A 26,676-nucleotide genomic window follows, 5' to 3' on the forward strand; every position below is an offset into this window, starting at 1 on the left:
TTTTTTCCTTGCCCTACGGAAAAATTTGCATCTATAATTTGCATTCTTACACACCTGTCCACCGTCTTTCGTGTGTGTAATGCGAGGCAGAAACGAGAACGCGACGCCGGTGGGGCGCCAAATTTTGCATTCGCAGTCATTGTTTGCTAATGTCATGTTTACTTGCTCAGTAGAAATTTTTGGGTGGTCGGTGTCCCTACCCTCGACAGGCCATCCAAGGCAAATTCTTATCAACAGTGTCACTTACGAAGAGACGAAATGAATTTAGCAAAAATGAAAGTTGGCATGCGCTTGGGCCTCGGATTTGCCCTGGTCCTGGTGTTCCTGATCGCGGTCACCACGGTCGGCATCTTCCGCATGGCACAGATCCAGGATCGCCTCGATCACGTCATCAGCGTCAACAACGTGGTCACCCGCCTGGTGACCGACATGCGCACCAACGTTGCCACCCGCGTCAGCACGCTGCGCATCCTGACCCTGTTGAGCGACCCGGACGACATGGCCAAGGATCTGAACAACGTCAAAGTCCTGGCTGGCGCCTACGCCGATGCACAAAACAAGCTGAGCGCCAAGTTCGCCGCCGAAGCACTGCCTGAAGAGAAGGCCCTGCTGGCCACCATCAAGGAACAGGAAGCGGTCGCCATGCCGGCCATCGCCAAGGCGACCGACCTGTGGGTCAGTGGTCAGGCTGAAGCCGCAACCCGCGTGCTGATCAAGGAAATCCGTCCGGCACAAGTCAAGTGGATGGCCGCGCTGGACCAGCTGGGCACCCTGGAAGACAAGCTCAACGCCGAGATGCAAGTGGAAGCCGCCAAGGGCTTCGCCAGCGGCCGTACCTTCATGATCATCATGGGCCTGCTGGCTGTGGTGATCTCGGTAGCCGCCGCCGTGGTGATTACCCGTGGCCTGCTGAAACAGCTGGGCGCCGAACCGGCGTACACCTCGGCCATTGCCAGCAGCATCGCCAACGGCGACCTGGCGGTGTCGATCAACACCAGCAGCACCGACAAGGACAGCCTGCTGTACGAAATGCGTGAAATGCGCGACAGCCTGGTCGATATCGTGGGCCAGGTTCGCTCCGGCACCGAAACCATCGGCACCGCCACCCGCGAAATCGCCGCCGGCAACACCGACCTGTCGGCCCGTACCGAAATGCAGGCGAGCTCGCTGGAAAAAACCGCGACCGCCATGGAAGAGCTGACCTCGACCGTGAAACAGAACGCCGACAACGCCCGTGAAGCCAACCAGCTGGCCTCGGCCGCTTCGGATGTGGCGATCAAGGGTGGCAAGGTAGTCTCGGAAGTGGTCAACACCATGAGCTCGATCGACGCATCGGCCAAGAAGATCGTCGACATTATCGGCGTGATCGATGGCATTGCTTTCCAGACCAACATCCTGGCGCTGAACGCTGCCGTGGAAGCAGCCCGTGCCGGCGAACAAGGCCGTGGCTTCGCGGTGGTGGCGTCCGAAGTGCGCAACCTGGCCCAGCGTTCCGCTGGCGCCGCCAAAGAAATCAAGATGCTCATCGATGACTCGGTGGAAAAAGTTGGCGCCGGCACCAAGCTGGTCGGCCAGGCCGGTGTGACCATGGACGAAGTGGTGTCCTCGGTGCGCCGCGTGACCGACATCATGAGCGAGATCGCCAACGCCAGCCAGGAGCAGAGCGCCGGCATCGAACAAGTCAACCTGTCGATCATCGAGATGGACAGCATGACCCAGCAAAACGCCGCGCTGGTGGAAGAATCCGCCGCCGCAGCAAAGAGCTTGCAAGACCAGGCCGACGAGTTGTCCCGCGTCGTCAGCATCTTCAAGCTGGTGGAAGGCGAGGAGCGCGCAACTGCTCCAGTGTATGTGCCAGCCCCGAAAGCTGTAGCGAAGGCAGCAGTCAAGCCGATCGCTGCGGCACCTCGCGCTCCGGTAAAGAAACTGGCCTCCAGGCCAGCGCCCGCACCGGCAGCCAAGCCGAAGAAAGTCGTCGCGACCAGTACCGCCAGCGCTGACGAGTGGGAAGAGTTTTAACGACTTCAAGTATTGCCCGGGCTGCTGTCACGTTGTTGCGTGATGGTGGAAACGCCAAGGCGGACCGGGAATCCGAACCTTTAACGATGTTAAGAATAATTGAGAGAAATTAAATGACCAAGTTTTCGACCGTAATCGCCGCCTTCCTGCTGTCCGCCACCTCCGCTGCCGCCTTCGCTGCAGAAGTACCGGCTTCCATCGACGCCAAGAACTGCAAGGCTGAATATCCAAAAGCGTCGCTGATCAACGAAGAGCAGGGCGATGTCAAGATGGCCTTCCTGGTCGGCACGGACGGTAACGTTGTTGATTCCAAACTGGAAAAATCGAGCGGCTTCAAGAACCTCGACAAGGCCGCCATGAAAGCACTGTCGGCCTGCAAGTTCAAGCCGGGCACGAAGGACGGCGCCGTGGCGCAGACCTGGGCCAAAGTGGACTATAGCTGGAAGCTGTAACACCTGAACCGCCACAATTTTATCCATAGGGGGAAAATCATGATGACGAACAAGCGTATGTTGGGTCTGGTTGCAGCGGTTCTCGTAGCGAGCGCACCAGCCGTGTTTGCCGCCGAAGTGCCAGCCAGCTTCGACTCCAAGAACTGCAAGGCCGAATATCCTAAAGCGTCGCTGATGAACGAAGAGCAGGGCACGACCTCGATGTCGTTCCTGGTCAAACCGGACGGTTCGGTGGCCGACTCCAAGGTCGACAAGACCAGCGGCTTCAAGAACCTGGACAAGGCCGCCATCAAGGCCCTGTCCGCCTGCAAGTTCAAACCAGGCACCAAGGACGGCGCGCCAGCCGAAACCTGGACCAAGGTCGATTACGCCTGGAAGCTCGATTGATTCTACCCACTCGATGGATAGTTGTTGCGTAGAAGAGGGAGCCGTTCGCGGCTCCCTTTTTCGTTGCAGGGCGCAGCTCCGTGTAACAAGCTGTAATGACACTGCTTTCGCGCTACACTTGCTTTTATAGTGTGATTCTGAACAAGGAGAATTGGCGATGAAATCGATCTTTGCAGTGGTCGGCGTGATGGCGGCGCTGACGGGATGCGCTACCCAGCAACCTTATTACACCAGCACCCGCGTGGTGCAAGACCCCTACCAGTGGCGCACGGTGTCGGTCACGCCGTCGGACCGCGCGCCGGGGCAGGCTTCCGGGCCGGTGTACACCACCGAAGAGCTGCCGCCGCAGTCGAGCTCGCGCGTGGTCTATACCGAGCAGCCGGTCACCACCACCACGTACATCACCCAGCCGTCCACGGTGATTTATCAGCCGGCGCCCGTGTATTACCAGCCGGCGCCGTCGTATTACTATCCACCGGTATCGATCGGCCTGAACTTCGGCTTCAACCGGTACTGGGGCGGCGGCGGCCGTGGTTACTACGGCGGCGGCCGCGGCGGCTGGCGCCGTTAGACGTTTCTCAGTCCCGTACTAAAAAATCCCGCAGTGCCATAACGGCGCTGCGGGATTTTTTTCTACGCGTGGGCAACGCGGTCACCCGGCAGCATTCAGCGCAGGTGGTAGACCGAAGCCGACTGGTTCATCAGCGTGTTTTCCGATACCAGCACAAACGTCGAGGCAACTGCCAGCGTGATAAGCAAGGTACCGACTGCGTGGGGGAAAAAGCGTGCCATGACCGGCTCCTGTTGAAAGTAGTTTCCGACAGGGTTGCCGGATGACTAAAGGATAAGCCAGACTCAGCGTAGGAGGGATCAGCCAAATGTCCGACGTTCTGTAGGACAACAGCTTGACCCTATCCGTCAGTCAACTTTTATCTGGTCTTCCAGATCGTGACGGGTGCGGCGGGCGCGGTGTCGAGCTTGTCGCACAGGGCAAGCCACTGGGTCAGCCGGTCCGGCTGCTTGAGCGTGATGCCCATGCCGTCGATGATGCCGACCTGTTCCATGTAGCGCGCATCGATCTTGGCCTTGGAGACGGTAGGCGCGGCCATGACCAGGCGCTCGTAGGCCTTGCGCGCCTTGTTCTCCCACTTGTGCAGGCCGGATTCGTCGAAGCGGTTGGCTTCGAAATACACGGTCAGCGAGCCGTCCGGGTTGCCGAAGCCGACAATGCCGGAACCGCTGCGGATGGCCGCGTTGGCCGACGGATCGAACAGTTCGGAGGGCACGAACACGCCGGCGCGACCGTCCGTATCGGGACGTCCTACAGGCGTATCTTTGCTGTAGGTGGAAACTTCAGTGATGGATTTTTCTTCGGACATGATGGGGGAGAGTGTGACGTCGCGTTCGTTGGGCGACACAGCTTCATTGTAGCGCTATTCTCGTTCCCCATGGAAATAGACTTGCAAGAAATATTGTAACGCTAACGATGCGGCGTGATTGCCACACTTGCGTGTCAATTTGCCATATATTTCCCTAAGGCTAGTAAAATCAGCAATGCAACCGATTGTCAGTGGCGATCCTCGCTCAGGATGCACTCATAGATTGAGGGAAAAACATGTCTTTTCACGAACTCAAGGTCAGCACGCGTCTGGCGACAGGTTTCGGCCTCTTATTGGTGGTCTCCATCATCATTGCGGCGCTGGGCATTACCAAGCTGGCCGCGCTGAACGAGTCGCTGGTCGTCACCGTTGACTTCAACGCGCAAGAATCGAATATGATCGCCATCGCCTCCGGCGAGGCGCAAAAAGCCTCTGCTGCGATGCGCAACCTGATCGTGCTCAGTGACGTGCCCAGGATGACGGCGCAGAAGCAGGCGCTCGATACCAGCCTGCGCAACTACGACAAGGTGATCGCCGACCTGGAAAAATTATTTGCCAGCGATCCCAATGCCAGCGCTGAAGAAAAAGCCTACCTGGTAAAAATAGAGGAAGTCAAAAAGTCCGCGCTGCCGGCGATTAACAAGGCTGCCGAGCTGGGGCTCAAGAACGATCCCGGCGCGCCCGACGTGCTGATGGGCGAGGCCGGGCCGGCGCTCGATAAATGGACCAATACACTGATCGAATTCCGCGATTACGAGATCAAAACCAGCAACGACACCGCGGCCCAGGCCCACGCCGATTACGAAAAGAGCCGGGCACTGATCCTCGCCGTGTCGCTGGTTGGCGTGTTACTGTCGATCGGCGCCAGTGTGATCATTACGCGCAGCATCCTGAAACAGCTCGGTGGCGAGCCAGCCTATGCCATGCAGGTCGCCGAGCAGATCGCCGGCGGCAAGCTCGATACCGATATCGTGCTGCAGCAGGGCGACAGCCGCAGCCTGATGTACTCGATGCGGCAGATGCGCGACCAGTTGGCCGATATCGTCGGCCGCGTGCGCGTAGGGACCGACACCATTGCCACCGCCTCGGCGCAAATCGCCGCAGGCAATCTCGACCTGTCTTCGCGCACGGAAGAGCAGGCCAGCTCACTGGAAGAAACCGCCGCGTCGATGGAAGAACTGACCGGCACCGTCAAGCAGAATGCCGACAATGCGCGCCAGGCCAACCAGTTGGCCGTGTCTGCCTCGGAAGTGGCGGTGCGCGGTGGCGCCGTGGTGTCGCAGGTGGTGGAGACCATGGCCTCGATTAACCAGTCGTCCAAAAAAATCGTGGACATCATCGGCGTCATCGACGGCATCGCGTTCCAGACCAATATCCTGGCCCTGAATGCCGCCGTCGAAGCGGCCAGGGCCGGCGAGCAGGGCCGTGGTTTTGCCGTCGTCGCCACCGAAGTGCGCAACCTGGCGCACCGATCCGCCGCCGCCGCCAAGGAAATCAAGATCCTGATCGACGACTCCGTCACCAAGGTCGATACCGGCGGCAAACTGGTGGACGACGCCGGCGTGACCATGGCCGACATCGTGCAATCGATTACCCGCGTGACCGACATCATGAGCGAAATCGCCTCGGCCAGCCTGGAGCAGACCACGGGCATCGAGCAAGTCAATTCGGCGATTGCGCAAATGGACGAGGTGACCCAGCAAAATGCTGCGCTGGTGGAACAGGCTGCGGCTGCCGCCAACTCGATGCAGGAGCAGGCCAGTATCCTGTCGCAGGTAGTCAGCGTGTTCAAGGTGGGGCAGCAGCAGGCCAGCCAGGCTGCACCGCGTCCCGCACAACACCCCGCAGCACGTCCGGCCACCCCGCCGCCTGCCACACGGCGCATTGCCATCGCCAAGCCGGCGCCTGCGCGCCCGGCGAAAGACGTCTCGAAAGCTGAAGCGGGGGAGTGGGAGCAGTTCTAGTCAGCGTGAGCCCCGGCGCTGTTTAGCGCGGGGCCATACGCCAGCCCTGGCTGCCCAGTACGAACCGCATATCGGCCTTGACGTCGCCCTGGCCTGGAACAGTGACCTTGGCGGCGCACAGCAGATTGCCGGTTTTGCGTTCGACCTTGCATTGATCGACACTCTTGACCACCATGCCGGGCAGCGCCTTCACTTGCGGATCGTTGGCCGCCGCAGGATCGGCAGCCACCTTCTCGGCCGCCAGGGCGGTCATGGCCGCCTTGACCTCATCGGTCGTGGGGCCGGGGAACTCGGCGTTCTTGCGCTCCACGCCTACCCACGTTGCGCCATCCTGGCGCAGCGGCAGGACCGTAAAGCCGTCGCGCATGCCGGCGCTCATCCCCACCAGGCATACGGTCTCTTCTTTCACTTCCGGTGATGGCCGGCAGCCGACCAGGCTGGTGATCCGGAACGCCATCGGCACCGGCGAAGCCGATTTGGCCACGCCGGCATCGACGGCAGACTGGATTTGCTCGATGGTGGGCGTGGTGGCCGCGTGGGCCGAGGACAAGGTCAGCAGTGTGGTAGTGACGAGGGCGAGGGTAGAGGTAATAATGCGCATGAAAATGTTGATTATTAATAAAGGACTGCCAGTCTAACACTTACCGCGCAGCAATGAGGCAATGTTGCTGTAGCGTGCGGGCCATGGATCGCTGACATGCTCGCCTCATGACGATCCAGTCCTCGACTGCGAGAACCCCACCTGGAACCGGAAAAAAAGCGTTGTCGTGCGTCACCAGCATCGCTTTGGCCACCACCGCGTGCGCGGCAATCCATACATATAGTTTCATGCAGCCCCAACAAAGGTTATAGAGGCCGCGCCGTGATTAACTTCAGCGAAAGGTTTGGGAGAATGCGCGTGCTCGGCGGAAATAATTTCCTGACCATTGATAACGACTGCCCGGACAAGTGGCGCGCAGACTGGCTGGGCGGCACCAGCTGGCGCTGCACCTACGTGGGCGGCGCATATACGGTCGATGGTTATCTTCCCGAGTGGCGCGGCAGCAGTTGCGACTATCAGCGGATTTAAGGCGCACGTCATCTGGGCGGCTGCCGGGCCGGCGGATTGCCCAGTTCAAAGTCACCATTTCACGGGAATGCCATGTCCACCAAACTATCTTTTTGCTTGACCCGCTGGTCCGCAGCAGCCGTCATCGGCGCTGCCGTTCTGATCGCGACCGGGTTCTTTGTTATGTCGGGCGGCGAGCAGCGGACCGACAAGGTCGATGCGCCCCATTTCGCCGGTTCCGGCGTACAGCCAGCGCCAGCGCAGGCTGCGCGCGGTGCGCAAGCGGCCGCAGGCGGTGCCGCGCACGGCGTCGCGGCCGTGGCGGCGGACGAGTCGGCCAGCGCTGCGGTCAAGCCGTTGACGGCCCGGCAGGCTGGCGACGGTCTTCGCGCCCTCGTCGACAAGATTCTCAAGCGCGAGGACCTGTCGGCGAAGGAAATCGAGGAATTCCAGACGAGTCTGCTGGAATCGATCGAGAACGACATCGGCGTTGTCAAAACCGTGCAGCAGTTCTATCACGACATGCCGGCCGAGCAGGGTATGGAGCGTGACATGTTGCGGTCGTTGCTGGTCGTAACGCCGGCCGGTCGCAGTATTGTCTTGCACGAGGCGAATGCGATCTGGCAAGGGCAGAGCGAGAACAAGTTTGCCGAGATGTACGAGACGTACTTCAACTTGCCCGGCCAGGCACCGCAGGACGTCATCGTCCGGGCGCTGGCCGATGTCAAGGCAGGGACCAAAATCGATGAGCGCACCGCTGTGGCGCGGCTCAATTTCATCGGCACACTGGCGGAACAGAAAAGTGGCGATGTCGCCAATCTGCGCAGCGATGCCGTCCAACTGTTGAACCAGACTGCGCAGAGCCAGGGCAGTGATCTGGTGCGCGCGCTGGCCGTCCAGAAGCTCTATCGCCTCAATTCTCCCGCCGAGGCTTCGAACATCGCCATTACGCAGTTGTCAAAAGGGGCATACGGTGACCTGGTTCGGGAAACCCTGAGCTCGGTAAATAGCGGCGACGTGGAACTCACGCCCAACTTGCGTGCGGCGTTGACCACTGCCGTCAAGCGCCCCGGCGCCTCGGCCGAAGAGAAGCAGCAGTTCAGCGAGGTCCTGGGACCGCATAGTTGATAGCGGTGATCGCAGCAGCGGATTTTGGCGGCTATCATTCGGGCTGGAGAGGGAGACGTGCGTCTTCGAGGAAAAACGTGATGACGAAAAAAAATGCCTGATTCCCTGGGGAATCAAGCATTTTTTCAATAACGAATTCTTTGGGGTGGCTGATGGGGCTCGAACCCACGACAACAGGAATCACAATCCTGGACTCTACCAACTGAGCTACAGCCACCACTGTCTTACTAACTACGCCTGCTTTGCGGTTTGCTGGGCAGGTGCCGCATTATACAAGCCACTTTGGAAACCTGCAAATCTAAATGCGAGGTTTTTTGGAAGATGACCGTTGTTTCTAGATGTCGGCCGCTGCAACTACCGGATCGAGGTCGAGCAGGGCGAGGAAGGCTGCCGACAAGGCGGCCGGCCTGGCGGTCGTGAAGCCGCGCAAGGTGGCGGGGGCATCCGGCGCTGCCGCCCGCAGCAGCGCGCCCGTATCCAGCAAGCGCCCCAGCTGGCGCGCCACGGCGTCGCCGGTGTCGATCAGCACCACGTCGGCGCGGTCGTGTGCGGCCAGCACCTGTTCGATACCGTCGCGCACGAACGGGTAGTGGGTGCAGCCGAGTACCAGCGTGTCGGCGCCCTGGGCCAGAAGCGGCGCCACGTACTGTTCCAGCATGGCGCCGATCTTCGGTGCTTGCAGGTCGCCCAGTTCGATCTGGTCGACCAGGCCCACGGCCGCCTGCAGCAGGAATTCGGCGTGGGTGGTGGCGCTGATCTGTTCGCGCAGTTGCAGGAATTTGTCGCCCTTGAGCGTGCGCGCCGTGGCCAGCACGCCCACTTTGCCGTTGCGGGTGGCGGCCGCTGCGGGTTTCAGGCCCGGCTCCACGCCCACCACGGGTAATTCCGGGTAGCGTGCGCGTACCGCCTTGATGGCGGCCACGGTGGCCGTGTTGCAGGCGACGACCAGCGCCTTGGCGCCGTGGTCCAGCAGGAAGGCTGTCACCGCCAATGCACGCTCGACCACGAACTCTTCGGTTTTTTCGCCGTACGGTGCGTGGCCGGAATCGGCAAAGTACAGCAGGTGTTCGTGCGGCAGCTGCGCGCGGATATGGCGCAGCACCGACAGGCCGCCCACACCCGAGTCGAACACGCCGATCGGGCACTCGGCTGGCTGTGGGCGCGGGACGTTCATCAGGCAGTGACGATGGCCACGTTCAGTTGCTCGATCTTGGCTTTCCATTCGGCCGGACCGGTGTTGTGCACCGAGGTGCCGGCCGAGTCGACTGCCACCGTGACCGGCATGTCTTCCACGTCGAACTCGTAGATCGCTTCCATGCCCATGTCGGCAAAGCCCAGCACCTTGGCGCCCTTGATCGCCTTGGAGACCAGGTAGGCCGACCCGCCAACCGCCATCAGGTACGCCGACTGGTGCTTCTTGATCGACTCGATCGCGATCGGGCCGCGCTCGGCCTTGCCGATCATGGCGATCAGGCCGGTTTTCTCGAGCATCATGTCGGTGAACTTGTCCATGCGGGTGGCAGTCGTTGGGCCGGCTGGGCCGACCACTTCGTCACGCACCGGATCGACCGGACCGACGTAGTAGATCACGCGGTTCTTGAAGTCCACCGGCAGTTCTTCGCCCTTGGCCAGCATGTCCTGGATGCGCTTGTGGGCAGCATCGCGGCCGGTCAGCATTTTGCCGTTGAGCAGCAGGGTCTGGCCCGGCTTCCACGAGGCGACTTCTTCTTTCGTCAGCGTGTTGAGGTCGACGCGTTTCGATTTTTCGGTGTCCGGCGCCCACGACACATCAGGCCAGGTGGACAGCGGTGGCGGCGTCATGTAGGCAGGGCCGGAGCCGTCGAGCACGAAGTGGCCGTGGCGGGTGGCCGCGCAGTTCGGGATCATGGCCACCGGTTTCGACGCCGCGTGGGTCGGGTGCATCATGATTTTGACGTCGAGCACGGTGGTCAGGCCGCCCAGGCCCTGGGCGCCGATGCCCAGCGCGTTGACCTTGTCGCACAGTTCGATACGCAGTTCTTCCAGCTTGTTCTGCGGGCCGCGCTGCTTCAGCTCGAACATGTCGATGTCTTCCATCAGCACTTCCTTGGCCATCAGCATGGCTTTCTCGGCGGTGCCGCCGATGCCGATGCCCAGCATGCCTGGCGGGCACCAGCCGGCGCCCATGGTCGGCACGGTTTTCAGTACCCAGTCCACCAGCGAATCGGACGGGTTCATCATGATCATCTTGGACTTGTTTTCCGAGCCGCCGCCCTTGGCTGCGACCTTGACGTCCACGGTGTTGCCTTCGACCAGTTCCATGTGGACCACGGCTGGCGTGTTGTCCTTGGTGTTCTTGCGGTCGAAGTGCGGGTCGGCCACGATCGATGCGCGCAGCTTGTTGTCGTCGAAGTTGTACGCGCGGCGCACGCCCTCGTTGACGGCGTCGGTGACGGTGCCGCTAAAGCCTTCGAAGCGCACACCCATGCCAATCTTCAGGAAGACGTTGACGATGCCGGTGTCCTGGCAGATCGGGCGCTTGCCTTCCGCGCACATGCGCGAGTTGGTCAGGATCTGCGCGATGGCGTCCTTGGCGGCCGGGCTCTGCTCGGAGTCATACGCGCGCGCCAGGTGCTCGATGTAATCGGCTGGATGGTAATAGCTGATGTACTGGAGGGCGGCGGCAACCGATTCGATCAGGTCTTCTTGCTTTATGATGGTCATGATGTTCTCGCGTGGTGGATGGGATGTTTTTTCAATCAGTGCGACTTGGAGTCGTGGTGCGTCATCGTGGTCAGGCGGTCGGTGTAGGCAATTGCCAGGGCCGAGAGCAGGAAAGCGATGTGGATCGTCGTTTGCGCGATGAGCACCTTGGCATCGTACGCATTGGCGTTGATAAAGGTTTTCAGCAGGTGGATCGACGAGATGCCGATAATCGCCATGGCCAGCTTGGTTTTCAGCACGGACGCATTCACGTGCGACAGCCACTCGGGCTGGTCCGGGTGGCCTTCGAGGTTCATGCGCGACACAAAGGTTTCATAGCCGCCGATGATCACCATCACCAGCAGGTTGGAGATCATGACCACGTCGATCAGGCCCAGCACCACCAGCATGATGGTGGTTTCGTTGAGGCGGGTAGGGGCGACGGCGTTAGGGACGGCCACGGCCTGGATGATGTGCTGCAGGGCGGCGTCGTTGCCCATGGCCGCGCCGATCAGGTCTTTCAGTTCGACCCAAAAGTGGAAAACGTACACGCACTGGGCCAGGATCAGACCCACGTACAGCGGCAATTGCAGCCAGCGCGACATGAAAATGAAGTGGGGTAGAGGACGCAGCTTGGGCTTGTGCTCGGACATGTGGGCGGGACTCCGGAAAATGGTGCAGACTATAAGATGGCGACATTCTACACGCGCAGCCCGGCTGTGGCACCGCTGCGTGAGGCGGTCATGCCATGGCAGAAATATTGATAGAATCATCTGAACTATGCAGTGTCGGCATGTAAGGGCGCAGTAAGCGATGGCGTTTATGTTTGTGGCAAACGAATACAACAACGGAGACTAGTATGAGCAGCACTACCACCCAGCAAGGCCCACAGGAAACCCGCGTCTTCAATCCGCCCGAGGCCTTCGTGTCCCAGGCCACCGTCTCGGGCATGGACGGCTACAACGCGCTGTGCGCGGAGGCCGAAGCCGACTACGAAGGCTTCTGGGCGCGCCTGGCCAACGAACACCTGGCCTGGCAAACGCCGTTCACCCGCACCCTGAACGAAGACGACGCGCCGTTCTACAAATGGTTCGAAGGCGGCAAGCTCAACGTCTCGTACAACTGCCTCGACCGCAACCTGACCAACGGCAACGCCGACAAGACCGCCATCATCTTCGAAGCGGACGACGGCAAGTCGGTCAATGTCAGCTATAAGGAACTGCACGAAAAAGTGTGCAAGTTCGCCAACGGCCTCAAGTCGCGCGGCATCAAAAAGGGCGACCGCGTCATCATCTACATGTCGATGTCGGTGGAAGGCGTGGCGGCCATGCAGGCGTGCGCCCGTATCGGCGCCACCCACTCGGTGGTGTTTGGCGGCTTCTCCGCCAAGTCGCTGCAGGAGCGCATCATCGACGCCGGCGCCGTGGCCGTCATCACCGCCGACGAACAACTGCGCGGCGGCAAGCAGCTGCCGTTGAAATCCATCGTCGACGAAGCGCTGGCGCTGGGCGGCTGCGACACCATCAAGGACGTGATCGTCTATAAGCGCACTGGCGGCAACGTTGCCTTCAACCAAGGCCGCGACCTGTGGTTGCACGACCTGGTGGCCGACCAGTCGGCCGACTGCGAGCCGGAATGGGTCGATGCCGAGCATCCGCTGTTCATCCTGTACACGTCCGGCTCCACCGGCACCCCGAAAGGCGTGCAGCATTCGAGCGGCGGCTACCTGCTGTGGGCCGCACTGACCATGAAATGGTCGTTCGACATCAAGCCCGCCGACGTGTACTGGTGCACCGCCGATATCGGCTGGGTAACCGGCCACAGCTATATCGCCTACGGTCCCACCGCCGTGGGCGCCACCCAGGTGATCTTCGAAGGCGTGCCCACCTACCCGAACGCCGGCCGCTTCTGGGACACCGTGGCCAAGCACAAGGTCAGCATCTTCTATACCGCGCCAACGGCGATCCGTTCGCTGATCAAGGCGTCGGACGTCGATCCGAAAGTGCATCCGAAAAACTACGACTTGTCGTCGCTGCGCCTGCTGGGCACGGTTGGCGAGCCGATCAATCCGGAAGCCTGGATGTGGTACTACACGCAAGTGGGCGGCGAGCGCTGCCCGATCGTGGACACCTTCTGGCAAACCGAGACCGGCGGCCACATGATCACCCCGCTGCCGGGCGCCACGCCGATGGTGCCGGGTTCGTGCACCTTGCCGCTGCCGGGCATCATGGCAGCCATCGTCGATGAAGCTGGCGCCGACGTGCCGAACGGGCAGGGCGGTATTCTGGTGGTCAAGCGTCCATGGCCGTCGATGATCCGCACCATCTGGAACAACCCGGACCGTTTTAAAACCAGCTACTTCCCGGACGAACTGGGCGGCAAGATGTACCTCGCTGGTGATGGCGCCATCCGCAACAAGGACACCGGCTACTTCACCATCACAGGCCGCATCGACGACGTGCTCAACGTTTCCGGTCACCGCATGGGCACGATGGAAATCGAATCGGCGCTGGTGGCCAATCCGCTGGTGGCCGAGGCTGCCGTGGTCGGCCGTCCCGACGACACCACCGGCGAATCGATCTGCGCGTTCGTGGTGCTCAAGCAGGCGCGCCCGACCGGCGACGACGCCAAGAAGCTGGCGCTGGAGCTGCGCAACTGGGTGGGCAAGGAGATCGGTCCGATCGCCAAGCCGAAGGAAATCCGCTTTGGCGACAACCTGCCGAAAACCCGCTCGGGCAAGATCATGCGCCGCCTGCTGCGCGTGCTGGCCAAGGGCGAAACCATTACCCAGGACGTCTCCACGCTGGAAAACCCGGCCATCCTGGAGCAACTGAAAGAAGCGTCGTAAAAAGCGTTATCGCTGCGGTGGCGCGTCCACCGCAGCGAGCATGTCCGCCACCCGCTCCGAGAGCACATCGATATCGAACGGCTTGGTCATCACGGCCATGCCTTCGGCCAATTTGCCGCTACCCAGCACGGCAGCTTCAGCATACCCGGTCAGGAACAGCACACGCAGGCGCGGCTTGAGCCGCATGCCCAGCTCGGCCATCTGGCGCCCGTTCATGCCGCCCGGCAGGCCGATATCGCTGACCAGCAGATCGACCGGCGCGCCCGACTCCAGCACTGCCAGGCCGGCGGAGCTGTCTCCCGCCTGTAATACAGTGCAGCCGAGGTCGCCCAGGATGTCGGCGATCAGCAGGCGCACGCTCGGCTCGTCATCGACCACCAGTACGGTAGCGCTGCGGATGTCGCGCGCAACGGTGCTGGTCTTCTGGCGGATGTCGACACCATCGGCCACGCCGTCGTGGCGTGGCAGGTAGAGGCACACGGTGGTGCCTGCGCCATGCTCGGAATAGATGCGCACGTGGCCGCCCGACTGCTTGGCAAAACCATACACCATCGACAAGCCGAGCCCGGTACCTTCGCCCGGTTGCTTGGTGGTGAAGAACGGCTCGAACACGCGCGCGATCAGTTCCGGCGCGATGCCGGTGCCGGTATCCTGCACGCTGAGCGACAGGTATTCGCCGGCCGGCAAATCATCGGCCTCGGCCCCGGCCACCTCGCCGTCGAGCCAGTGGTTGGCGGTCGTAATGCGGATCTGGCCGCCGCCGGGCATGGCGTCGCGCGCGTTGATGCACAGGTTGAGCAGCGAATTTTCCAGCTGCGACGCATCGACCAGCGCGGTCCACAAGTCGTCGGGACCATGCGCCTCCACCTGTACGGCCGGACCGACGGTGCGCCGCACCAGGTCTTCCATGCCGCGCACCAGGCGGTTGACGTCGGTGGGCTTGGGATCGAGCGTTTGCTGGCGCGAAAAGGCCAGCAGCCGGTGGGTGAGGGCGGCTGCGCGTTTGGCCGCATCGCTGCCCACCTCGACATAGCGCTTGATGTCGCCATAGCGACCCTGGCCGATGCGCTGGACGATCATGTCGAGGCTGCCCTGGATGCCGGCCAGCAGGTTGTTGAAATCATGGGCCAGCCCGCCGGTAAGCTGGCCGACCGCCTCCATCTTCTGCGCCTGGCGCAGCGCATCTTCGGCCGAGCGCAGCGCCTCTGCCTGTTCCTTTTCGGCGGTAACGTCGCGACCGACGGCGTAGATACTCTCGGCATCGGGCCGGATCGACCACGAGATCCAGCGATAAGTGCCATTCTTGTGGCGATAGCGGTTGTCGAAGCGCGTGAGCACGCGGCCTTCAGACAGCAGCCGCGCGGCATCGGCGGTGCGTTTGATATCGTCCGGGTGGAGATGGTCGAGCAGGTTGGTGCCGACCAGCTCGCTCTCACCAAGCCCCAGCACATCGAGCCACGCCGGATTGACGCTATTGATCAGGCCACGGAAACCGCAGCGCAGCATGATGTCCGCCGACAGCTCCCACAGCCGGTTGCGGTCGCGCGTGCGCTCATCGACGGTGCGCACCAGCGTGGCCTGGGCCGTGTGCGCCTCGCGGTCTTTGCGCACCTGCTCGGTAATTTCCTGGCCCTGGTTGAGCAGGCCGACCACCGAACCATCCTCGCCGACGATGGGCGTGGCGGAAAAGTTCCAGAAAGTTTTTTCAAGCTGGCCGTGGCGCAGCACCATCAGCTCGACATAGTTGTGCGAAAAGCCCAGGCCGGTGGCCATGGCCCGGTCAAAATCGGGCGCCACCTTGTCCCACGTACTGCCCCACACGCCGGCGATCGGCTGACCGAGGGCGCCCGGATGGCGATCGACCAGCGATTCGGCATAGGCATCGTTATAGAACATGCGCAACTCGGGCCCCCACAGCACCGCGCCCAGAATGGGCGAGTTGAGGCAGGCCGAGAGCGAAGAACGCAGCGATTGCGGCCACGTGCGGGGATCGCCCATCGCAGTACCGGCCCAGTCATGGGCACGCATCAAGGCGCCCATGTGGCCGCCGTTATCGAGGAAGGAAAGCGAACTCGTCATATCTGATCAGTGAAACCCGAGGTTCTCCGGCGCCAGCGACGGCGCGCGGTCACGTTGTAAGAAGTATTGGGTGCAGCGTGCTTGCGCGGTGGAACGCGGACAAGCGGTAAGCCAGGGCGGGATCAGGGACCAGGCAGAGGTCGGGGTCGCAGCCGCGCAATTTGGGCCGCAGGGCGGCATCGGGCAGAGACCGGGTAATTGTAGCTGATGAAATCACTAGCACTGAAGGAGTTGCCAAATAAAGTTGGTGCTGTGTGGATTGTTTGCTATAATTCGCGGCTTCTCCGAGAGGGGAAGAGTTGCAGGAGAGGTGGATGAGCGGTTGAAGTCGCACGCCTGGAAAGCGTGTATAGGGTCAAACCTATCGGGGGTTCGAATCCCCCTCTCTCCGCCAAAAATACTAAAAAGCCCTTGATTTCAAGGGCTTTTTTTCGTCTGGACTTATCCTACCCCCATCTCTACCCACACTGCTATTTCTGGTCTTTTTGCGCCGATTTGACTGCCGACTGAGCAATGCGCTCGGCCTGCCACTGCGCGATCGCTCCCGAATCCCATGCCACGGCCTGCGGGCCGATGCGGATCGCGGCCGGGAAAGTGCCCGCCTTGATCGCCTGGTAGATGGCGGTGCGGCGCAGGCCAACGGCTGCCATGACGGCCGGCAGACGGATAAAAGTTTTCATTTCGTTCATGTTCATGGTCAATTCCTCTCGGGTGTGGTTGGGGTGGTGCTGGCCAGCTGCTTTATTTCGACATCGATGACATCCGACCGGTTGAAGCGGTCGCGCTGCTTGGCGCACGCCTTGGCCAGCACCTTCTGCGCTGCGCGCTCCTTCCTTTTCAGGAGCGTGATCTGCGCCTTGACGTGCTCGTGCTCGCGGTAGGCTGGATTCCAATAGCTGTCGGAGCCCGGCCGCGCCTGAATTTCTTTCGCGAGCACGAGGCGCCTGGCATTGATGAGCATCCGGTGCGAGTACACCTCGTGCCACAGCATCGCTGCATGTTCAATTTCGCGGGTGCTCACGCGGCGCCTCGCTTGGTGCTGGCGCTGGCACGTGCCGCCTTCTCGCAGGCGCGCCGCAGCCGGCTGCGCAGGCTGTACACCTTTTTGCGCGCGTCGGTGAAGCTCTCGTATCTGGCCCGGGTGAATTGGTTCATGGCCAGGCGGTCGGGATCGTCGGAGGGTGCGTTGTGGGGCACGTCGCCGAATTGGCTTTCGAACTTGCGCACGCGGGCGATGTACGCGTCCTTCGCCATGGCGCACGCGCCCTCGGCGCGCCAGAGCTCGACGGCTAGGTCGCCGGCGGCCATGATGGCCAGCAGGTGGGCGGCGCTCACGCTTCACCTCCGGCGCGGCGCTGGCGCTGGCCGGCGCGCACGCCGGCGCGGTAGCCCTTGTCGTAGGCCTGGCGCGGGTCCACCACCAGCGCGTGCGGCGCTTTGACCAAATACCACGCGCGCCGGGCGCTGGCGGCCACCAGGTTGAGCGGTATAGGTAGGCACAGCGCGTCTCCGGTTTTCCAATTTACCGCGGCAACACCGAAGCCGGCCGGGATCAGCTGGCCCTCGGCCACAACGCGCACCAGCAGCGCCGCCTGCACGTCCGGACAGTGGTGCTCGCGGCAGCGCGGGCAGCACTCCCAGGTGCGCGCAATGGCGCCGGCGGTGAGCTGGTACTGGCGCGGTGCCGGCCGGTGGCCGATCAAGCTGCAGGTGAGGGCGGCCATCATGCTGCACCCCGGACCAGCTGCACGCCGAAGTGGGCGCCGACAACACCGATCAGACGCGCGCGGTGACCGTCAACGAAGTCGTCGAGGTGAAACAGGGCCAGTTCGACGGTGAGGCTGGCCGACCATGTACCGGTGGCGATGTTGACCACCACCGGCTCGTCGCCGCCCAGGCCAAGGTTGGTGCCGGTAAAGTGCAGCGCCGGTGCTGTGGCATTGCGCCCATCCAGCGGCAAACCGTCGGCGTAGGTGAGCGCGGCACCAGTGCCCCGGGGCCGGAGGCGGTCGCTATCGAGTATCGCCTTCACGCGCAGGCCGTCTTGCCACTCCGGGTACTTCTCCGGCTCGCGGCGGCTCACGTCGATGATCCGGTGCGCATCGTCGAGGGTGCACTTCGGATGCAGGATCTTTCCGGCATCGGTCGTGATGTTGTAGAGGGTTGCCCCTGCCGGCGCCACAGGCAGGGGGGAGGTGTGCGCGCTCACGCTGCACCGCCGATTATGCGAACGGTCTGCGTGCTGCGGCCCCAGCTGTAGTTGCGCATGTAGTCTTCGCCGAGATTGAAACCGGCTGTCTTGTTGACCGAGCGGGCGAACAAGACGCCTTCGATGAAGTGGTCGTGCCCGGTGCGGGCCGCTTCCGGCAGTGCCGCAGTGATGGCCTGGCCGTAGTTCGCCCACCAGGAGCGCAACCACATCATGTGCGAGCACAGGGACTCGACTTCGTAGCGGGCCATCTGCTCCGGGGTCACGCGGTCGCCGAAATCGCTGGCGTCGCGCGCCGCAGATTTGAGCGGCATCAATTCCATATCTATTGCCATTACTTCTACCTTGGTAGTATGATTATGATTCGCCATGGTCTTTCTCCAAAAAATTAGGGCGCACGGGTCCATCTGGTGTTCGAGCACCAGGTGGGCTTTTTCTTTTGTGGGTGCCGGCGGGCCGGCGCGGGGTTACGGTCGGTCGCGGGCCGGTGTCAGCTTGAAGCGGCCTTCGACGTATGGGTGCGTGGCGAAGCTCGGCGTTACCATCTGGCACTCGGCGGTGAACCGGCGAAGCACGGCGTTCACATCCTTGACCCAATAGACTGCGTAGCTGCCGCCCTCGGCATCTTCGTGATCGTTCTTCACCATGCAGGCCGGCTTGATCTGGAGTGGGCTTTGGCGAACCAGGTATTCCACAATCCGCTCTGGAAGGCCGAACATCTTCGCCGCGCGCGGGCGCATATGGGTGATTGATTCCGAACCGGCAGGGCGGGTGCGCACCACCATGGTGTCGGCCAACTCATCAACGCGCTGCTCGACCTGGGTGAGCGTTGCACCTTGCTGCGCCTGCACCTCGGCTTGGCCGGCCAGCGCCTGGGCGTGTTCGTCCTGCCGTGCTTTGATCGAGGCGTTGTCCACCATCAGTGCGATCAGCGCGCGCTGCTCCGGTGGCAGGCTGGCCAACTGATCAACCGCCGGCGCCAGCGCGCGCCGCTCGCACTCGATGAAATACTGACGCGCCTCCTTGCCTTTGGCGTTGCGCTCCACCATGGACAGCTCCTTCGCCATGTCCAGCGTGATCGTGTATTCCTTCGATGGACGGCCGCCAGCGGGGTTATTTCCCGAATCGGAAAAAACCTCATAGTCCTGCTGCAGAAAGAAGCCGTACTGCGCGATCCGCTCTGGCATCCATGCGGCGAAGAGCTTGCCGACGTTGAGGTAAGCGTGCAGTTCGCGTGCGCTGACGGACTGAATGAGCTTTCCGCCAATCATCGCAGTTCGAACCGGCACCAGGCGGGCAATGTCGGATGCTGGCTGTCGTGCCAACAGAGTGTGGGGTTCGTATGCGCTCATTTTGGTCCTCTGGGTAGTTGGATGGCTCGGATGCTGCTGGCGTTGATGATAGGAAATTAGGCTGGGCGTGGTTGCAAATTCTCGGCACCTGCAGCGACCAGGGCGGCGCGCCGCTCGTGAAACCGCGTCGCACCTTCGCCGGCCACGCCCAGCTCGTCGAGCTTGGCGGCCATGGCCAGCTTCTGGTCGGTGGTCATGACGCCGAGCATCGTGCAGATGATGACCTCGGCTGCCAGCAGCTCGTGCAGGATCGGGCTGGTCGGGCGCGCCGACGCAGGGGGCGTGCGAAGTTCGTTCGATTGGTCGGTGTTGGTGTTGGAATGAAGTGGGCCGATGGCCGCCGTGAGCGCCGCCATGCGACGAGCACGGGGACTGGCTGCGCCGCGCTCCCATTTTGCGATGGACTGCTGGGAGACGCCGACCTTTGCCGCTAAATCGTCCTGGCTGTAACCGCTGCGGATGCGGGCAAGGCGGAGCTGCTCGCCGGTGGTGGTGGTGCTGGTTGAAGTGGTGTTCATTCGGTTGCTCCATCGAGTTGATGAAGCAACTTTAAAGCATATCTTTTTAAATTACAAGCAATACTTGTAAGTGGAGGCTATCCTAGGGTTTTCATCTTCATTGACATTGATCGAATGACCCGCGCAAGTACACGAAATTTGCTGTCGTTCGCGTCGTCAATGAACCACGTCTCATAGAGAGGATTGTCTGACTTAATCGCAATTTTGTACCCCAAGTCTTGCAACCGCCGTATCTGACATTTACCTTCAAATTCAATGAGATAGATTCCGTCCTCCGCAACGTGCTTATCAGACCCTAACCATTCATCCAAAAATAGCAAATCACCATGTTGCAGGGTTGGCTCCATCGCGTCGTCGGCTACAAAGGTAAAGCCGACTTGACCGAAGTCCCGCACTCCCAGCATAGCGTAGGCCTCTGACTCCGGAAGTTTCATCGACGAGATTGGCATTGGCCCGTTCAGCGCCCACGCATCAAGCGTTACCAACGTGTCGAATCTCTTTTTCGGCTTTGAGGTAGTGATAGTTGTGGGGGAGGGGTGTGCTCGGTTGCGTCTAGCTATCTCGGCTTGTCGCGTGCTTTCGACGACCGGCTTGATGTTTGATAGCACCTCTGATAACCCCTCCAAATCCCCATCGTTTGCTGTGTACATCGTAAATTCAAGTGGCGACATCCCGAAGTATTTCGCTACCGAATTCAGCCGCGATCCGCGTGGGGTTGTGGTCCCAGCCAGCCACTGCTGGACAGCCTGCGGTGTCACCTCGCATGCGCGAGCGAGGTCAGACATATTGGTGCCGGGCTTGGAGGCCAAGAGTTGTGTGAGTGCGTTTTTGATATCCATGAGTCGAATGGTACAAGCATTGCTTTAAAAAGTCATTTAAAGTATGACTTGTAAGTATCCAATTTTGGCTTTAAACTTTGGGTATGGAAAATGCCATCGAAAAAGCCGCCCGTATAGCGGGCAACCGTACCGCACTCGCCAGATTAGTCGGGGTCACGCCGCAGGCGGTTCAGCAATGGGTACGCCGAGGAGAGGCACCCGCGAAGCGTTGCCTAGCTATTGAATCTGCCCTGAATTGCGGTGTCACACGTTTCGAACTTAGGCCTGATCTGTTTGGTCCGGATCCTGCCACCCCCACCAAGGAAACCCCATGACCCTTACTGAATACTTCGCTCTTGCCCATGGCAATCAAGTTGCGCTGGCGGCTGCCGTAGGCTCGCACCAGCCCACGGTTCGCCAGTGGGCGATGGGGGAGCGGCCGATCCCGGTGGTGCACGGCGCCGCCATCGAGCGCGCCACCGGCGGCGCCGTGACGCGGCAGGAGCTGTTCCCCGACACCTGGTCGGCGATCTGGCCTGAGCTGGCAGCACCCGTTCCACCACATGCTTGCACCGCTGGCACCCTCGCCACCCAGCTGGGAGCGCGCAAGCTGGCCAACCTGGTGGAGCGCGGCCATGAGGTGATCGGCCACATTCTGCACAAGGATGGCCAATATGCGCTGTTCGATGGTTCGTGCCGCTGGCTGACCAAGCCGCAGTATCAACGCTTGATGCACGAGCAGGATGGCTCACTGTTCGGCCCGGCCGCCGCGCCCGCCGACGACGGCGCCAAACTGCGCGCCGCCATCGCTAGTGCCCGCCACGTATTCGAAGGTGAACGCCTGGCCGAGGACGTGCTGCACTACCTCGAGCAGGTGCTGGCCGCCACCGCGCAGGTGCCCGCGCAAAAGGGAATCGAGCCGGGCGCCGAAAATGCAAGCATCTCGAAAGAAACCCATACCCCACTTGGCGCCGCGCCTACGCCGGTGGCGGGCAGCGAATGGCCGGCCTGGGCCCGCGAGCTCGACAAGGTAACCGCCGACGTGAAGCAGATCGCAGCCGAGACCATCAACGTGCTCGGCCAGTTGGCAAACATCCTGAGCACCGTCGGTGCCGACACATTCGACCAGGCCGCCGCCGCGATGGCCGCCGAGTCAGCCCAGAAGGTAGCCGACGCTGAGCGCAATGTTGCGCGCGCAGCGGCGCAGGTCGCACTCGATCCGCTGGTCGTGATTTCGCGCGAAGTGTTCAGCCTGTCGGGCAAGCTGCAGCAGCCTGCCGAGATTACGGTTCAGCTGCTAATGCTGGCTGAGCAGCGCCGCACTAACCGGCTATTGCAACCGACTAGAGCCGACTATCAATGATATCGGACTCTATGCGGGTGATCTCGGCAGCAACCTTTTTGAGAAAAGCGTAAGCCTTGGGTACAAACGAGGAAGTGGGGTGCTCGGCGATCCATTTCTCAAGTAACTCCTCTCGGTTCGGCTCGTGTTCAATCGTCTCCGCATATTTAGTTTTATCCATATTCTGTATTTTTCGACAAATTTTGGCTACCTCGGCGGCGAGCAAAAGTTCTTGATGGTTCATTGGGAATTTCCTTTCAAATTATCAAGTGGAATTGCTAATTTAACACGGAAGGAAGTTCCCACCCGAAATGCCGGCCACGCGCCGGCGACAGTTTCAAACAGGGCAGCAGCTGCGCAGCTGCGACCACGTGATTTCAGCCCACCGGTCACGCCCTGTCCCTATATTTGGCTGAATGCAAGGTTGAAAATGAAACAGTGGATCAGCAGGACCGCCAACGGCGCGGAAGAGATCAGGAGTCGCTGATGGCCCGCGCACGCAATATCAAACCGGGCTTCTACAAGAACTACAAGCTGGCCGACCTGGGGCCGCATGCGCAGCTTCTGTTCGCCGGGCTGTGGGGACTGGCTGATCGCGAGGGGCGCTTGGAAGACAAGCCGCGCCTGATCAAAGCCGAAATCTTTCCGTACTATGACTGCGACGTTAACGGTGTACTCACGGAACTTGAACGGGAGTGCTTCATATCGAGGTACGAAGTAGAAGGGCAGGCGGTTATCCAGGTGATGAACTTCCGAAAGCACCAGACCCCTCACAACACGGAAAAGGCCTCCACGCTTCCAGTCAAGCCGGCCGCAAACCCGCATGAATGCTCGACTTCTGATATTCACCGTGAATTAACGGCGGATACACAAAAGTCTAACGATGGAAAACCTCCTGATTCTCTGATTCACCGATTCACTGATTCACTGATTCCTGATTCACCGAAAAAACATAGCCCACCCGCTGACGCGGCCGAGCCGGCTGCGCCGAAGATTTCGCCCAAGGCCCGTTTGCTTGAGGCTGGGGTGACCGAGCAGACCGCTACCGATTGGCTCGCGCTCCGGAAGGCGAAGAAGGCACCAGTCACGCAGACCGTGGTCACGAAGATCTGGTTCGAGGCAGAGAAGGCTGGCCTGACGATGGAAGCGGCGCTGGCGCTGTGCTGCGCACGCGGCTGGCAAGGCTTCGAGGCGAAGTGGGTGCTGGCCCCATCGACCGGCTCACCGCGCGCTGGCCCGGCGCAACCATCGCGACACAGCAACTTTGAAAACCTCGATTACTCGGAAGGAATTGAAAATGGACGGATCACATAACTCGCTAGCGCCACGCCTGCCGCTGATCACGCAGTCGGAGAGGCAGGACACCTGCCCGGATCATGGCGAGTTCACCAGCGCCGGCTTCAAGATCGGTAGCACGATGCGATGGATTGGCTGTCCGGAGTGCTCCAGGCTTCACCAGGAAGCCGCCAAGGCTGCGGAAGCAGTCAAGGCAGCCGAGCATGCCCAGCGTGTGCTGGAGCAGCGCCTGGATCGTTCTGGCATCCCTCTGCGCTATCGGTCGAAGACCTTCCAGTCGTTCATTGCGGACACCGATGCGAAGGAGGTGGCGCTGGCCGAGGCCATGGAGTTCGCGTCGAACTTCGACGCCCACCTGCAGGCCGGTACCGTGATTGTGATGTCGGGCTTGCCGGGCACAGGCAAAAGCCATCTGGCCATCGCCATCGCGCAGACCATCATGGCTCAGCGCACGGCGTTGTACACGAGCGCCATCGACGCGGTGCGCATGATCCGCGACACCTGGCGCCGCGACTCGCCGCGCACCGAGACCGAAGTGCTCGACATGCTGGCCAGCGTCCATCTCCTGGTGCTCGACGAGGTGGGTGTCCAGTACGGAACCGACGCCGAGCAGGTCAGCTTGTTCGACATCATCGACAAGCGGTACCGCGACATGATGCCCACCATCCTGCTGACGAACCAGAACAAGGCCGGCATGAAGGCGTTCCTGGGCGACCGCAGTTTTGATCGGCTTCGCGAGGGCGGCAAGTGGATCACGTTCGACTGGGAATCCCACCGTGGCAAGGTGACAGCAGCATGAGCAAGGACGGAACGAGCATGCCGTGCCGCGTGCGCGCTGCCCTGGCCGCTGCACCTGGTCATCGACTTCAGGGCTACCGCCTGGCGGCGGCTGCCGGCATCACCGCGCGCGACTTCAACAAGCGCGCGGCCGAGATGGTGGCGCGCGGGTACATCAGCCGCGAGAAGGTCCGCGATGCTGGGCACGCGTACTACTGGTACAGCCTCGACGAGGCCCAGCTCCACCGCGCGCGCCTGGTGGCGGCGCTGGCCAGCGCCGAAGCGACGGCCACCGGCGCGCTGGTGGTCGAGGAGGTCGATCTACCCGGGCGCCTGAACTTCCTGCGCATGCTGCGCGAGCAGACTGTATTCGCCGGCCACCAGGTGCTGGCCGCGATCATCGACGACTACGAGCGTACTGCCCGGCTGCGGAGAGCAGCGGCGGCCGGCGCGCAAGAAGACCACGCTGCGGGTCGCACTCGCGCATAGAGCAACATCATCAACAATAAAATCGAACCTGGAATCCAAATGAGCGCCCGAGATAACTTCGAACTTCCCCTTTTTGCCAACCCACACGACGCGTTGACGTTCGCCTTCAACTACTCAAGCCAGCAGTACGCGCTGTCGCCCATGTCCAAGCTGATGAAAACCGGAATTGGCTCCGGCAAAGGTCTGGTGGCGCTCGACGGCGCCGCCCAGGCCGGCATCATCCGCGCGCGCGTCAGCCACCTGCCGGCGCTGCAGGCTGCGTGCATCGTTGCCCGGTACGCGCCGCGCTTCGAGGAATGCCCGTGCTGCCAGAGCCGCGACAAGATGAGCGACGACTACCGCGAGGCGGTAGCCACGCTCACTGAGTGGGCCATCGGCCACTGTGCCGGTATCACCCTGCGCAACATGCGCGCCGCCATCATCCGGTCGTTTTTCGAGCGCGGTGTGTCGATCGCCGATGCAGCCAAGCAGCTCAATGTGCCCAAGGCCACTGCTTACGATCAGAAGGCGCGCATCCATAAAGCGCTGAAAGATTTAGACGGTGTAGCGCAGCAGTCGGCGGGTACATTGTGTGAAAATTTAATTAACCAGGGGTAGTTTGCTCTCCAACCGACGTCTCGACAGGCTATGATTGCCTCATAAATCTTATGGGCATAGCTATGAATGAATCTCCAGTGAAGCGCCGATTCATGGCGGAAAAGTATAAAGCAGCGATCTACGAGCATTTCTGCGATCCAAAAAACTATTCGTTAAGTACTGGGCCGGTTTATGGGGAGGAATATAAAAAACTGTGCAATTTTTTAGTGGAAGGCTATGCGGACTTGATGACCGTCGATGACGCACGAGTCCTCCTCATTCAATCTGAGGCGAGTCTAACTGATCGTTTATTTGGCGGGGACCTAGAGGGTATGCCTCAGACGGAATATGCAAAAGTTGTGGCTCAAAGTGCCGCTGAGACATTTTCCAGTTATCCGAGGCGCTACAGCTGTGCCATGTCTATTCCACAATTTTTCTTCGGTGGCCTGGACGGGAGCGAAATAGAGATTGCGGAAGACCTTAGATTGATCTTGCCAAATATAGACAAGTGTGAAGCAATACTGATATATTATGGAGAGGGATTTTATATAAGGGGTAGCAAGTCTCCTTTTGCCACGAGGTTAGCAACCTTGGCCAAAATTTTCACCTTTATCGTGAGCAAGATCTCCACTCAACCTTTTGATAATTATGGGGCCGTCTCGAAATTTTCTGTGTTCTCTGAAACGGGAAAACTTATCGGAGACATTGAGCCGGTCGAAGGATTGTCGTATCTTCTTGGAGGGATTAGAGTTTCCAGATACTCTCTTGGTCAGGCGACGTTTTCAGAAGCGGTAGCACAAGATGCTGCGCCAGCCGAAATTAAAAAATACGTTCTTGCCGTTGCTCCGCTTATTAAAAGCCTCCGTACTCGGGAGTTTTCTAGGATAGCTACCGCAATTGAATGGTACGTAGATTCGATAGGTGTCTATAACCAAACTGTAGCCCTATTGGAAGTCTGCATTGGCCTCGAGGCGTTGTTAGGCGAGGAAGCAGATATGTCTGAGATGACAAAACGCCTGTGCGATAGATTAGCTTTCACGCTTGGAAAAACTCCCTCAGAACGTAAAAGATACCATAGCGACTATTTGGCTCTTCTACAACTTCGTGGCAAATTAGTTCATGCCAAAATATTCCGCTTGAAAAAAGATGATGAACTGGTACTGGAAAATGGGCGCAAGATGCTGAAAAAGATGATAGACCATGAGGTTGAGCATATTTGCCACGATTGGACTTGCATCGGACTAATCGGTCCGGTATAGTCTCAATCCATATACACGTCATCGCTGCGTCAACTGCACTTGACGAGCAAAGCC

32 protein-coding genes and 2 tRNA genes are annotated in these 26,676 nt (G+C 60.7%); 16 read left to right on the top strand and 18 right to left on the bottom strand.

The features are described from left to right. The first annotated feature begins 258 nt into the window (after positions 1 to 258). From DUPY_RS26455 to DUPY_RS26470, 4 genes are all read left to right on the top strand, one after another. Positions 259 to 2,019, top strand: coding sequence for a methyl-accepting chemotaxis protein (locus DUPY_RS26455; RefSeq protein WP_208600108.1), 1,761 nt, complete (start codon positions 259 to 261; stop codon positions 2,017 to 2,019). A gap of 113 nt (positions 2,020 to 2,132) precedes the next feature. Continuing rightward, on the top strand, positions 2,133 to 2,471 hold the full coding sequence (locus tag DUPY_RS26460) for an energy transducer TonB (protein WP_070252201.1): 339 nt from the start codon (positions 2,133 to 2,135) through the stop codon (positions 2,469 to 2,471). Positions 2,472 to 2,510: 39 nt separating this feature from the next. Continuing rightward, on the top strand, positions 2,511 to 2,858 hold the full coding sequence (locus tag DUPY_RS26465) for an energy transducer TonB (RefSeq protein WP_229255519.1): 348 nt from the start codon (positions 2,511 to 2,513) through the stop codon (positions 2,856 to 2,858). Between the two features lie 157 nt (positions 2,859 to 3,015). Then, positions 3,016 to 3,429: a hypothetical protein gene (locus tag DUPY_RS26470; protein WP_070252202.1), complete on the top strand. Its 414-nt coding sequence runs from the start codon at positions 3,016 to 3,018 to the stop codon at positions 3,427 to 3,429. Positions 3,430 to 3,524: 95 nt separating this feature from the next. Here the strand turns inward: DUPY_RS26470 and DUPY_RS29085 are convergent, their stop codons facing one another. Both DUPY_RS29085 and DUPY_RS26475 read right to left on the bottom strand, forming a co-directional pair. Then, complete coding sequence (locus DUPY_RS29085; protein WP_267875849.1) at positions 3,525 to 3,650, bottom strand: hypothetical protein; 126 nt, start codon at positions 3,648 to 3,650, stop codon at positions 3,525 to 3,527. A 137-nt stretch (positions 3,651 to 3,787) separates the two neighbouring features. After that, complete coding sequence (locus DUPY_RS26475; protein ID WP_229255520.1) at positions 3,788 to 4,276, bottom strand: hypothetical protein; 489 nt, start codon at positions 4,274 to 4,276, stop codon at positions 3,788 to 3,790. 197 nt (positions 4,277 to 4,473) lie between these two features. Here DUPY_RS26475 and DUPY_RS26480 point away from each other — a divergent pair, with 197 nt between their 5' ends. Continuing rightward, positions 4,474 to 6,201 carry a methyl-accepting chemotaxis protein gene (locus DUPY_RS26480; protein WP_070252204.1) on the top strand — a complete coding sequence of 576 codons (1,728 nt, stop codon included), beginning with the start codon at positions 4,474 to 4,476 and terminating at the stop codon, positions 6,199 to 6,201. Between the two features lie 22 nt (positions 6,202 to 6,223). On the opposite strand, the gene DUPY_RS26485 is transcribed toward DUPY_RS26480, so the two are convergent. Continuing rightward, positions 6,224 to 6,802, bottom strand: coding sequence for a hypothetical protein (locus tag DUPY_RS26485; RefSeq protein ID WP_070252205.1), 579 nt, complete (start codon positions 6,800 to 6,802; stop codon positions 6,224 to 6,226). A gap of 261 nt (positions 6,803 to 7,063) precedes the next feature. Between DUPY_RS26485 and DUPY_RS28160 the strand changes: the two genes are divergently transcribed. Together DUPY_RS28160 and DUPY_RS28705 are read left to right on the top strand one after the other, a co-directional pair. Then, positions 7,064 to 7,270 carry a hypothetical protein gene (locus DUPY_RS28160; RefSeq protein WP_141749694.1) on the top strand — a complete coding sequence of 69 codons (207 nt, stop codon included), beginning with the start codon at positions 7,064 to 7,066 and terminating at the stop codon, positions 7,268 to 7,270. A 72-nt stretch (positions 7,271 to 7,342) separates the two neighbouring features. Then, the gene (locus tag DUPY_RS28705) at positions 7,343 to 8,377 is read left to right on the top strand and encodes a hypothetical protein (RefSeq protein WP_208600109.1); all 1,035 of its coding nucleotides are present in this window, start codon (positions 7,343 to 7,345) and stop codon (positions 8,375 to 8,377) included. A 141-nt stretch (positions 8,378 to 8,518) separates the two neighbouring features. On the opposite strand, the gene DUPY_RS26495 is transcribed toward DUPY_RS28705, so the two are convergent. The 4 genes from DUPY_RS26495 to DUPY_RS26510 form a co-directional block, all read right to left on the bottom strand. Continuing rightward, positions 8,519 to 8,594, bottom strand: a tRNA-His gene (locus DUPY_RS26495). Between the two features lie 117 nt (positions 8,595 to 8,711). Then, positions 8,712 to 9,551 carry a glutamate racemase gene (gene murI, locus DUPY_RS26500; protein ID WP_070252207.1) on the bottom strand — a complete coding sequence of 280 codons (840 nt, stop codon included), beginning with the start codon at positions 9,549 to 9,551 and terminating at the stop codon, positions 8,712 to 8,714. Next, entirely contained in the window at positions 9,551 to 11,080 is a 1,530-nt protein-coding gene (locus DUPY_RS26505) for a fumarate hydratase (protein ID WP_070252209.1), read from the bottom strand. Before DUPY_RS26505 ends, murI begins: the two co-directional genes overlap by 1 nt. Positions 11,081 to 11,115: 35 nt before the next feature. Beyond that, positions 11,116 to 11,712, bottom strand: coding sequence for a TIGR00645 family protein (locus tag DUPY_RS26510; RefSeq protein WP_070252211.1), 597 nt, complete (start codon positions 11,710 to 11,712; stop codon positions 11,116 to 11,118). A gap of 206 nt (positions 11,713 to 11,918) precedes the next feature. On the opposite strand from DUPY_RS26510, the gene acs reads away from it, so the two are divergent. Beyond that, a complete protein-coding gene (gene acs, locus DUPY_RS26515) occupies positions 11,919 to 13,907 on the top strand; it encodes an acetate--CoA ligase (protein ID WP_070252213.1) in 1,989 nt (662 codons plus the stop codon). 6 nt (positions 13,908 to 13,913) lie between these two features. Here acs and DUPY_RS26520 read toward each other — a convergent pair whose 3' ends face one another. Continuing rightward, the gene (locus tag DUPY_RS26520; RefSeq protein WP_070252215.1) at positions 13,914 to 15,986 is read right to left on the bottom strand and encodes a hybrid sensor histidine kinase/response regulator; all 2,073 of its coding nucleotides are present in this window, start codon (positions 15,984 to 15,986) and stop codon (positions 13,914 to 13,916) included. A 304-nt stretch (positions 15,987 to 16,290) separates the two neighbouring features. Between DUPY_RS26520 and DUPY_RS26525 the strand changes: the two genes are divergently transcribed. Beyond that, positions 16,291 to 16,380: transfer RNA gene (locus DUPY_RS26525), tRNA-Ser, on the top strand. 76 nt (positions 16,381 to 16,456) lie between these two features. On the opposite strand, the gene DUPY_RS26530 is transcribed toward DUPY_RS26525, so the two are convergent. From DUPY_RS26530 to DUPY_RS26570, 9 genes are all read right to left on the bottom strand, one after another. Beyond that, complete coding sequence (locus DUPY_RS26530; protein ID WP_070252217.1) at positions 16,457 to 16,681, bottom strand: helix-turn-helix transcriptional regulator; 225 nt, start codon at positions 16,679 to 16,681, stop codon at positions 16,457 to 16,459. Between the two features lie 2 nt (positions 16,682 to 16,683). Continuing rightward, entirely contained in the window at positions 16,684 to 17,007 is a 324-nt protein-coding gene (locus DUPY_RS26535) for a hypothetical protein (protein WP_141749696.1), read from the bottom strand. Next, a complete protein-coding gene (locus DUPY_RS26540; RefSeq protein ID WP_070252220.1) occupies positions 17,004 to 17,321 on the bottom strand; it encodes a hypothetical protein in 318 nt (105 codons plus the stop codon). The genes DUPY_RS26535 and DUPY_RS26540 overlap by 4 nt, the downstream gene beginning before the upstream one ends. Then, positions 17,318 to 17,713, bottom strand: coding sequence for a hypothetical protein (locus DUPY_RS26545; protein WP_141749697.1), 396 nt, complete (start codon positions 17,711 to 17,713; stop codon positions 17,318 to 17,320). The genes DUPY_RS26540 and DUPY_RS26545 overlap by 4 nt, the downstream gene beginning before the upstream one ends. Continuing rightward, positions 17,710 to 18,195 (bottom strand): hypothetical protein, encoded by a 486-nt coding sequence (locus tag DUPY_RS26550; protein WP_141749698.1) that lies wholly within the window; start codon positions 18,193 to 18,195, stop codon positions 17,710 to 17,712. The genes DUPY_RS26545 and DUPY_RS26550 overlap by 4 nt, the downstream gene beginning before the upstream one ends. Next, positions 18,192 to 18,530, bottom strand: coding sequence for a hypothetical protein (locus DUPY_RS26555; protein WP_141749699.1), 339 nt, complete (start codon positions 18,528 to 18,530; stop codon positions 18,192 to 18,194). The genes DUPY_RS26550 and DUPY_RS26555 overlap by 4 nt, the downstream gene beginning before the upstream one ends. Before the next feature lie 132 nt (positions 18,531 to 18,662). Continuing rightward, positions 18,663 to 19,547 carry an antA/AntB antirepressor family protein gene (locus DUPY_RS26560; protein WP_208600110.1) on the bottom strand — a complete coding sequence of 295 codons (885 nt, stop codon included), beginning with the start codon at positions 19,545 to 19,547 and terminating at the stop codon, positions 18,663 to 18,665. A gap of 56 nt (positions 19,548 to 19,603) precedes the next feature. After that, entirely contained in the window at positions 19,604 to 20,065 is a 462-nt protein-coding gene (locus tag DUPY_RS26565) for a helix-turn-helix domain-containing protein (protein WP_070252229.1), read from the bottom strand. 77 nt (positions 20,066 to 20,142) lie between these two features. Continuing rightward, entirely contained in the window at positions 20,143 to 20,904 is a 762-nt protein-coding gene (locus tag DUPY_RS26570; protein WP_070252230.1) for a LexA family transcriptional regulator, read from the bottom strand. Between the two features lie 83 nt (positions 20,905 to 20,987). Between DUPY_RS26570 and DUPY_RS27430 the strand changes: the two genes are divergently transcribed. Then, positions 20,988 to 21,218 carry a transcriptional regulator gene (locus DUPY_RS27430; RefSeq protein WP_071651710.1) on the top strand — a complete coding sequence of 77 codons (231 nt, stop codon included), beginning with the start codon at positions 20,988 to 20,990 and terminating at the stop codon, positions 21,216 to 21,218. Beyond that, positions 21,215 to 22,246, top strand: a complete 1,032-nt coding sequence (locus DUPY_RS26575) for a transcriptional regulator (protein ID WP_070252232.1) — start codon at positions 21,215 to 21,217, stop codon at positions 22,244 to 22,246. Before DUPY_RS27430 ends, DUPY_RS26575 begins: the two co-directional genes overlap by 4 nt. On the opposite strand, the gene DUPY_RS26580 is transcribed toward DUPY_RS26575, so the two are convergent. After that, positions 22,227 to 22,469, bottom strand: coding sequence for a hypothetical protein (locus tag DUPY_RS26580; protein WP_070252233.1), 243 nt, complete (start codon positions 22,467 to 22,469; stop codon positions 22,227 to 22,229). The two genes, DUPY_RS26575 and DUPY_RS26580, sit on opposite strands and share 20 nt — an antisense overlap. Before the next feature lie 242 nt (positions 22,470 to 22,711). Between DUPY_RS26580 and DUPY_RS28170 the strand changes: the two genes are divergently transcribed. The 5 genes from DUPY_RS28170 to DUPY_RS28175 all read left to right on the top strand — a co-directional run bounded on the left by DUPY_RS28170 (position 22,712) and on the right by DUPY_RS28175 (position 26,622). After that, on the top strand, positions 22,712 to 23,539 hold the full coding sequence (locus tag DUPY_RS28170) for a phage replication initiator YdaU family protein (protein WP_141749700.1): 828 nt from the start codon (positions 22,712 to 22,714) through the stop codon (positions 23,537 to 23,539). Then, positions 23,523 to 24,320: an ATP-binding protein gene (locus DUPY_RS26595; RefSeq protein ID WP_070252238.1), complete on the top strand. Its 798-nt coding sequence runs from the start codon at positions 23,523 to 23,525 to the stop codon at positions 24,318 to 24,320. Before DUPY_RS28170 ends, DUPY_RS26595 begins: the two co-directional genes overlap by 17 nt. Continuing rightward, the gene (locus tag DUPY_RS26600) at positions 24,317 to 24,787 is read left to right on the top strand and encodes a hypothetical protein (protein ID WP_070252240.1); all 471 of its coding nucleotides are present in this window, start codon (positions 24,317 to 24,319) and stop codon (positions 24,785 to 24,787) included. Before DUPY_RS26595 ends, DUPY_RS26600 begins: the two co-directional genes overlap by 4 nt. A 39-nt stretch (positions 24,788 to 24,826) precedes the next feature. Beyond that, positions 24,827 to 25,384: a sigma-70 region 4 domain-containing protein gene (locus tag DUPY_RS26605; RefSeq protein WP_070252242.1), complete on the top strand. Its 558-nt coding sequence runs from the start codon at positions 24,827 to 24,829 to the stop codon at positions 25,382 to 25,384. A gap of 62 nt (positions 25,385 to 25,446) precedes the next feature. Next, positions 25,447 to 26,622 carry a HEPN domain-containing protein gene (locus DUPY_RS28175; RefSeq protein WP_141749701.1) on the top strand — a complete coding sequence of 392 codons (1,176 nt, stop codon included), beginning with the start codon at positions 25,447 to 25,449 and terminating at the stop codon, positions 26,620 to 26,622. Positions 26,623 to 26,676: the final 54 nt, after the last annotated feature.

This window comes from Duganella phyllosphaerae (assembly GCF_001758785.1).
Classification (GTDB): domain Bacteria; phylum Pseudomonadota; class Gammaproteobacteria; order Burkholderiales; family Burkholderiaceae_D; genus Rugamonas; species Rugamonas phyllosphaerae.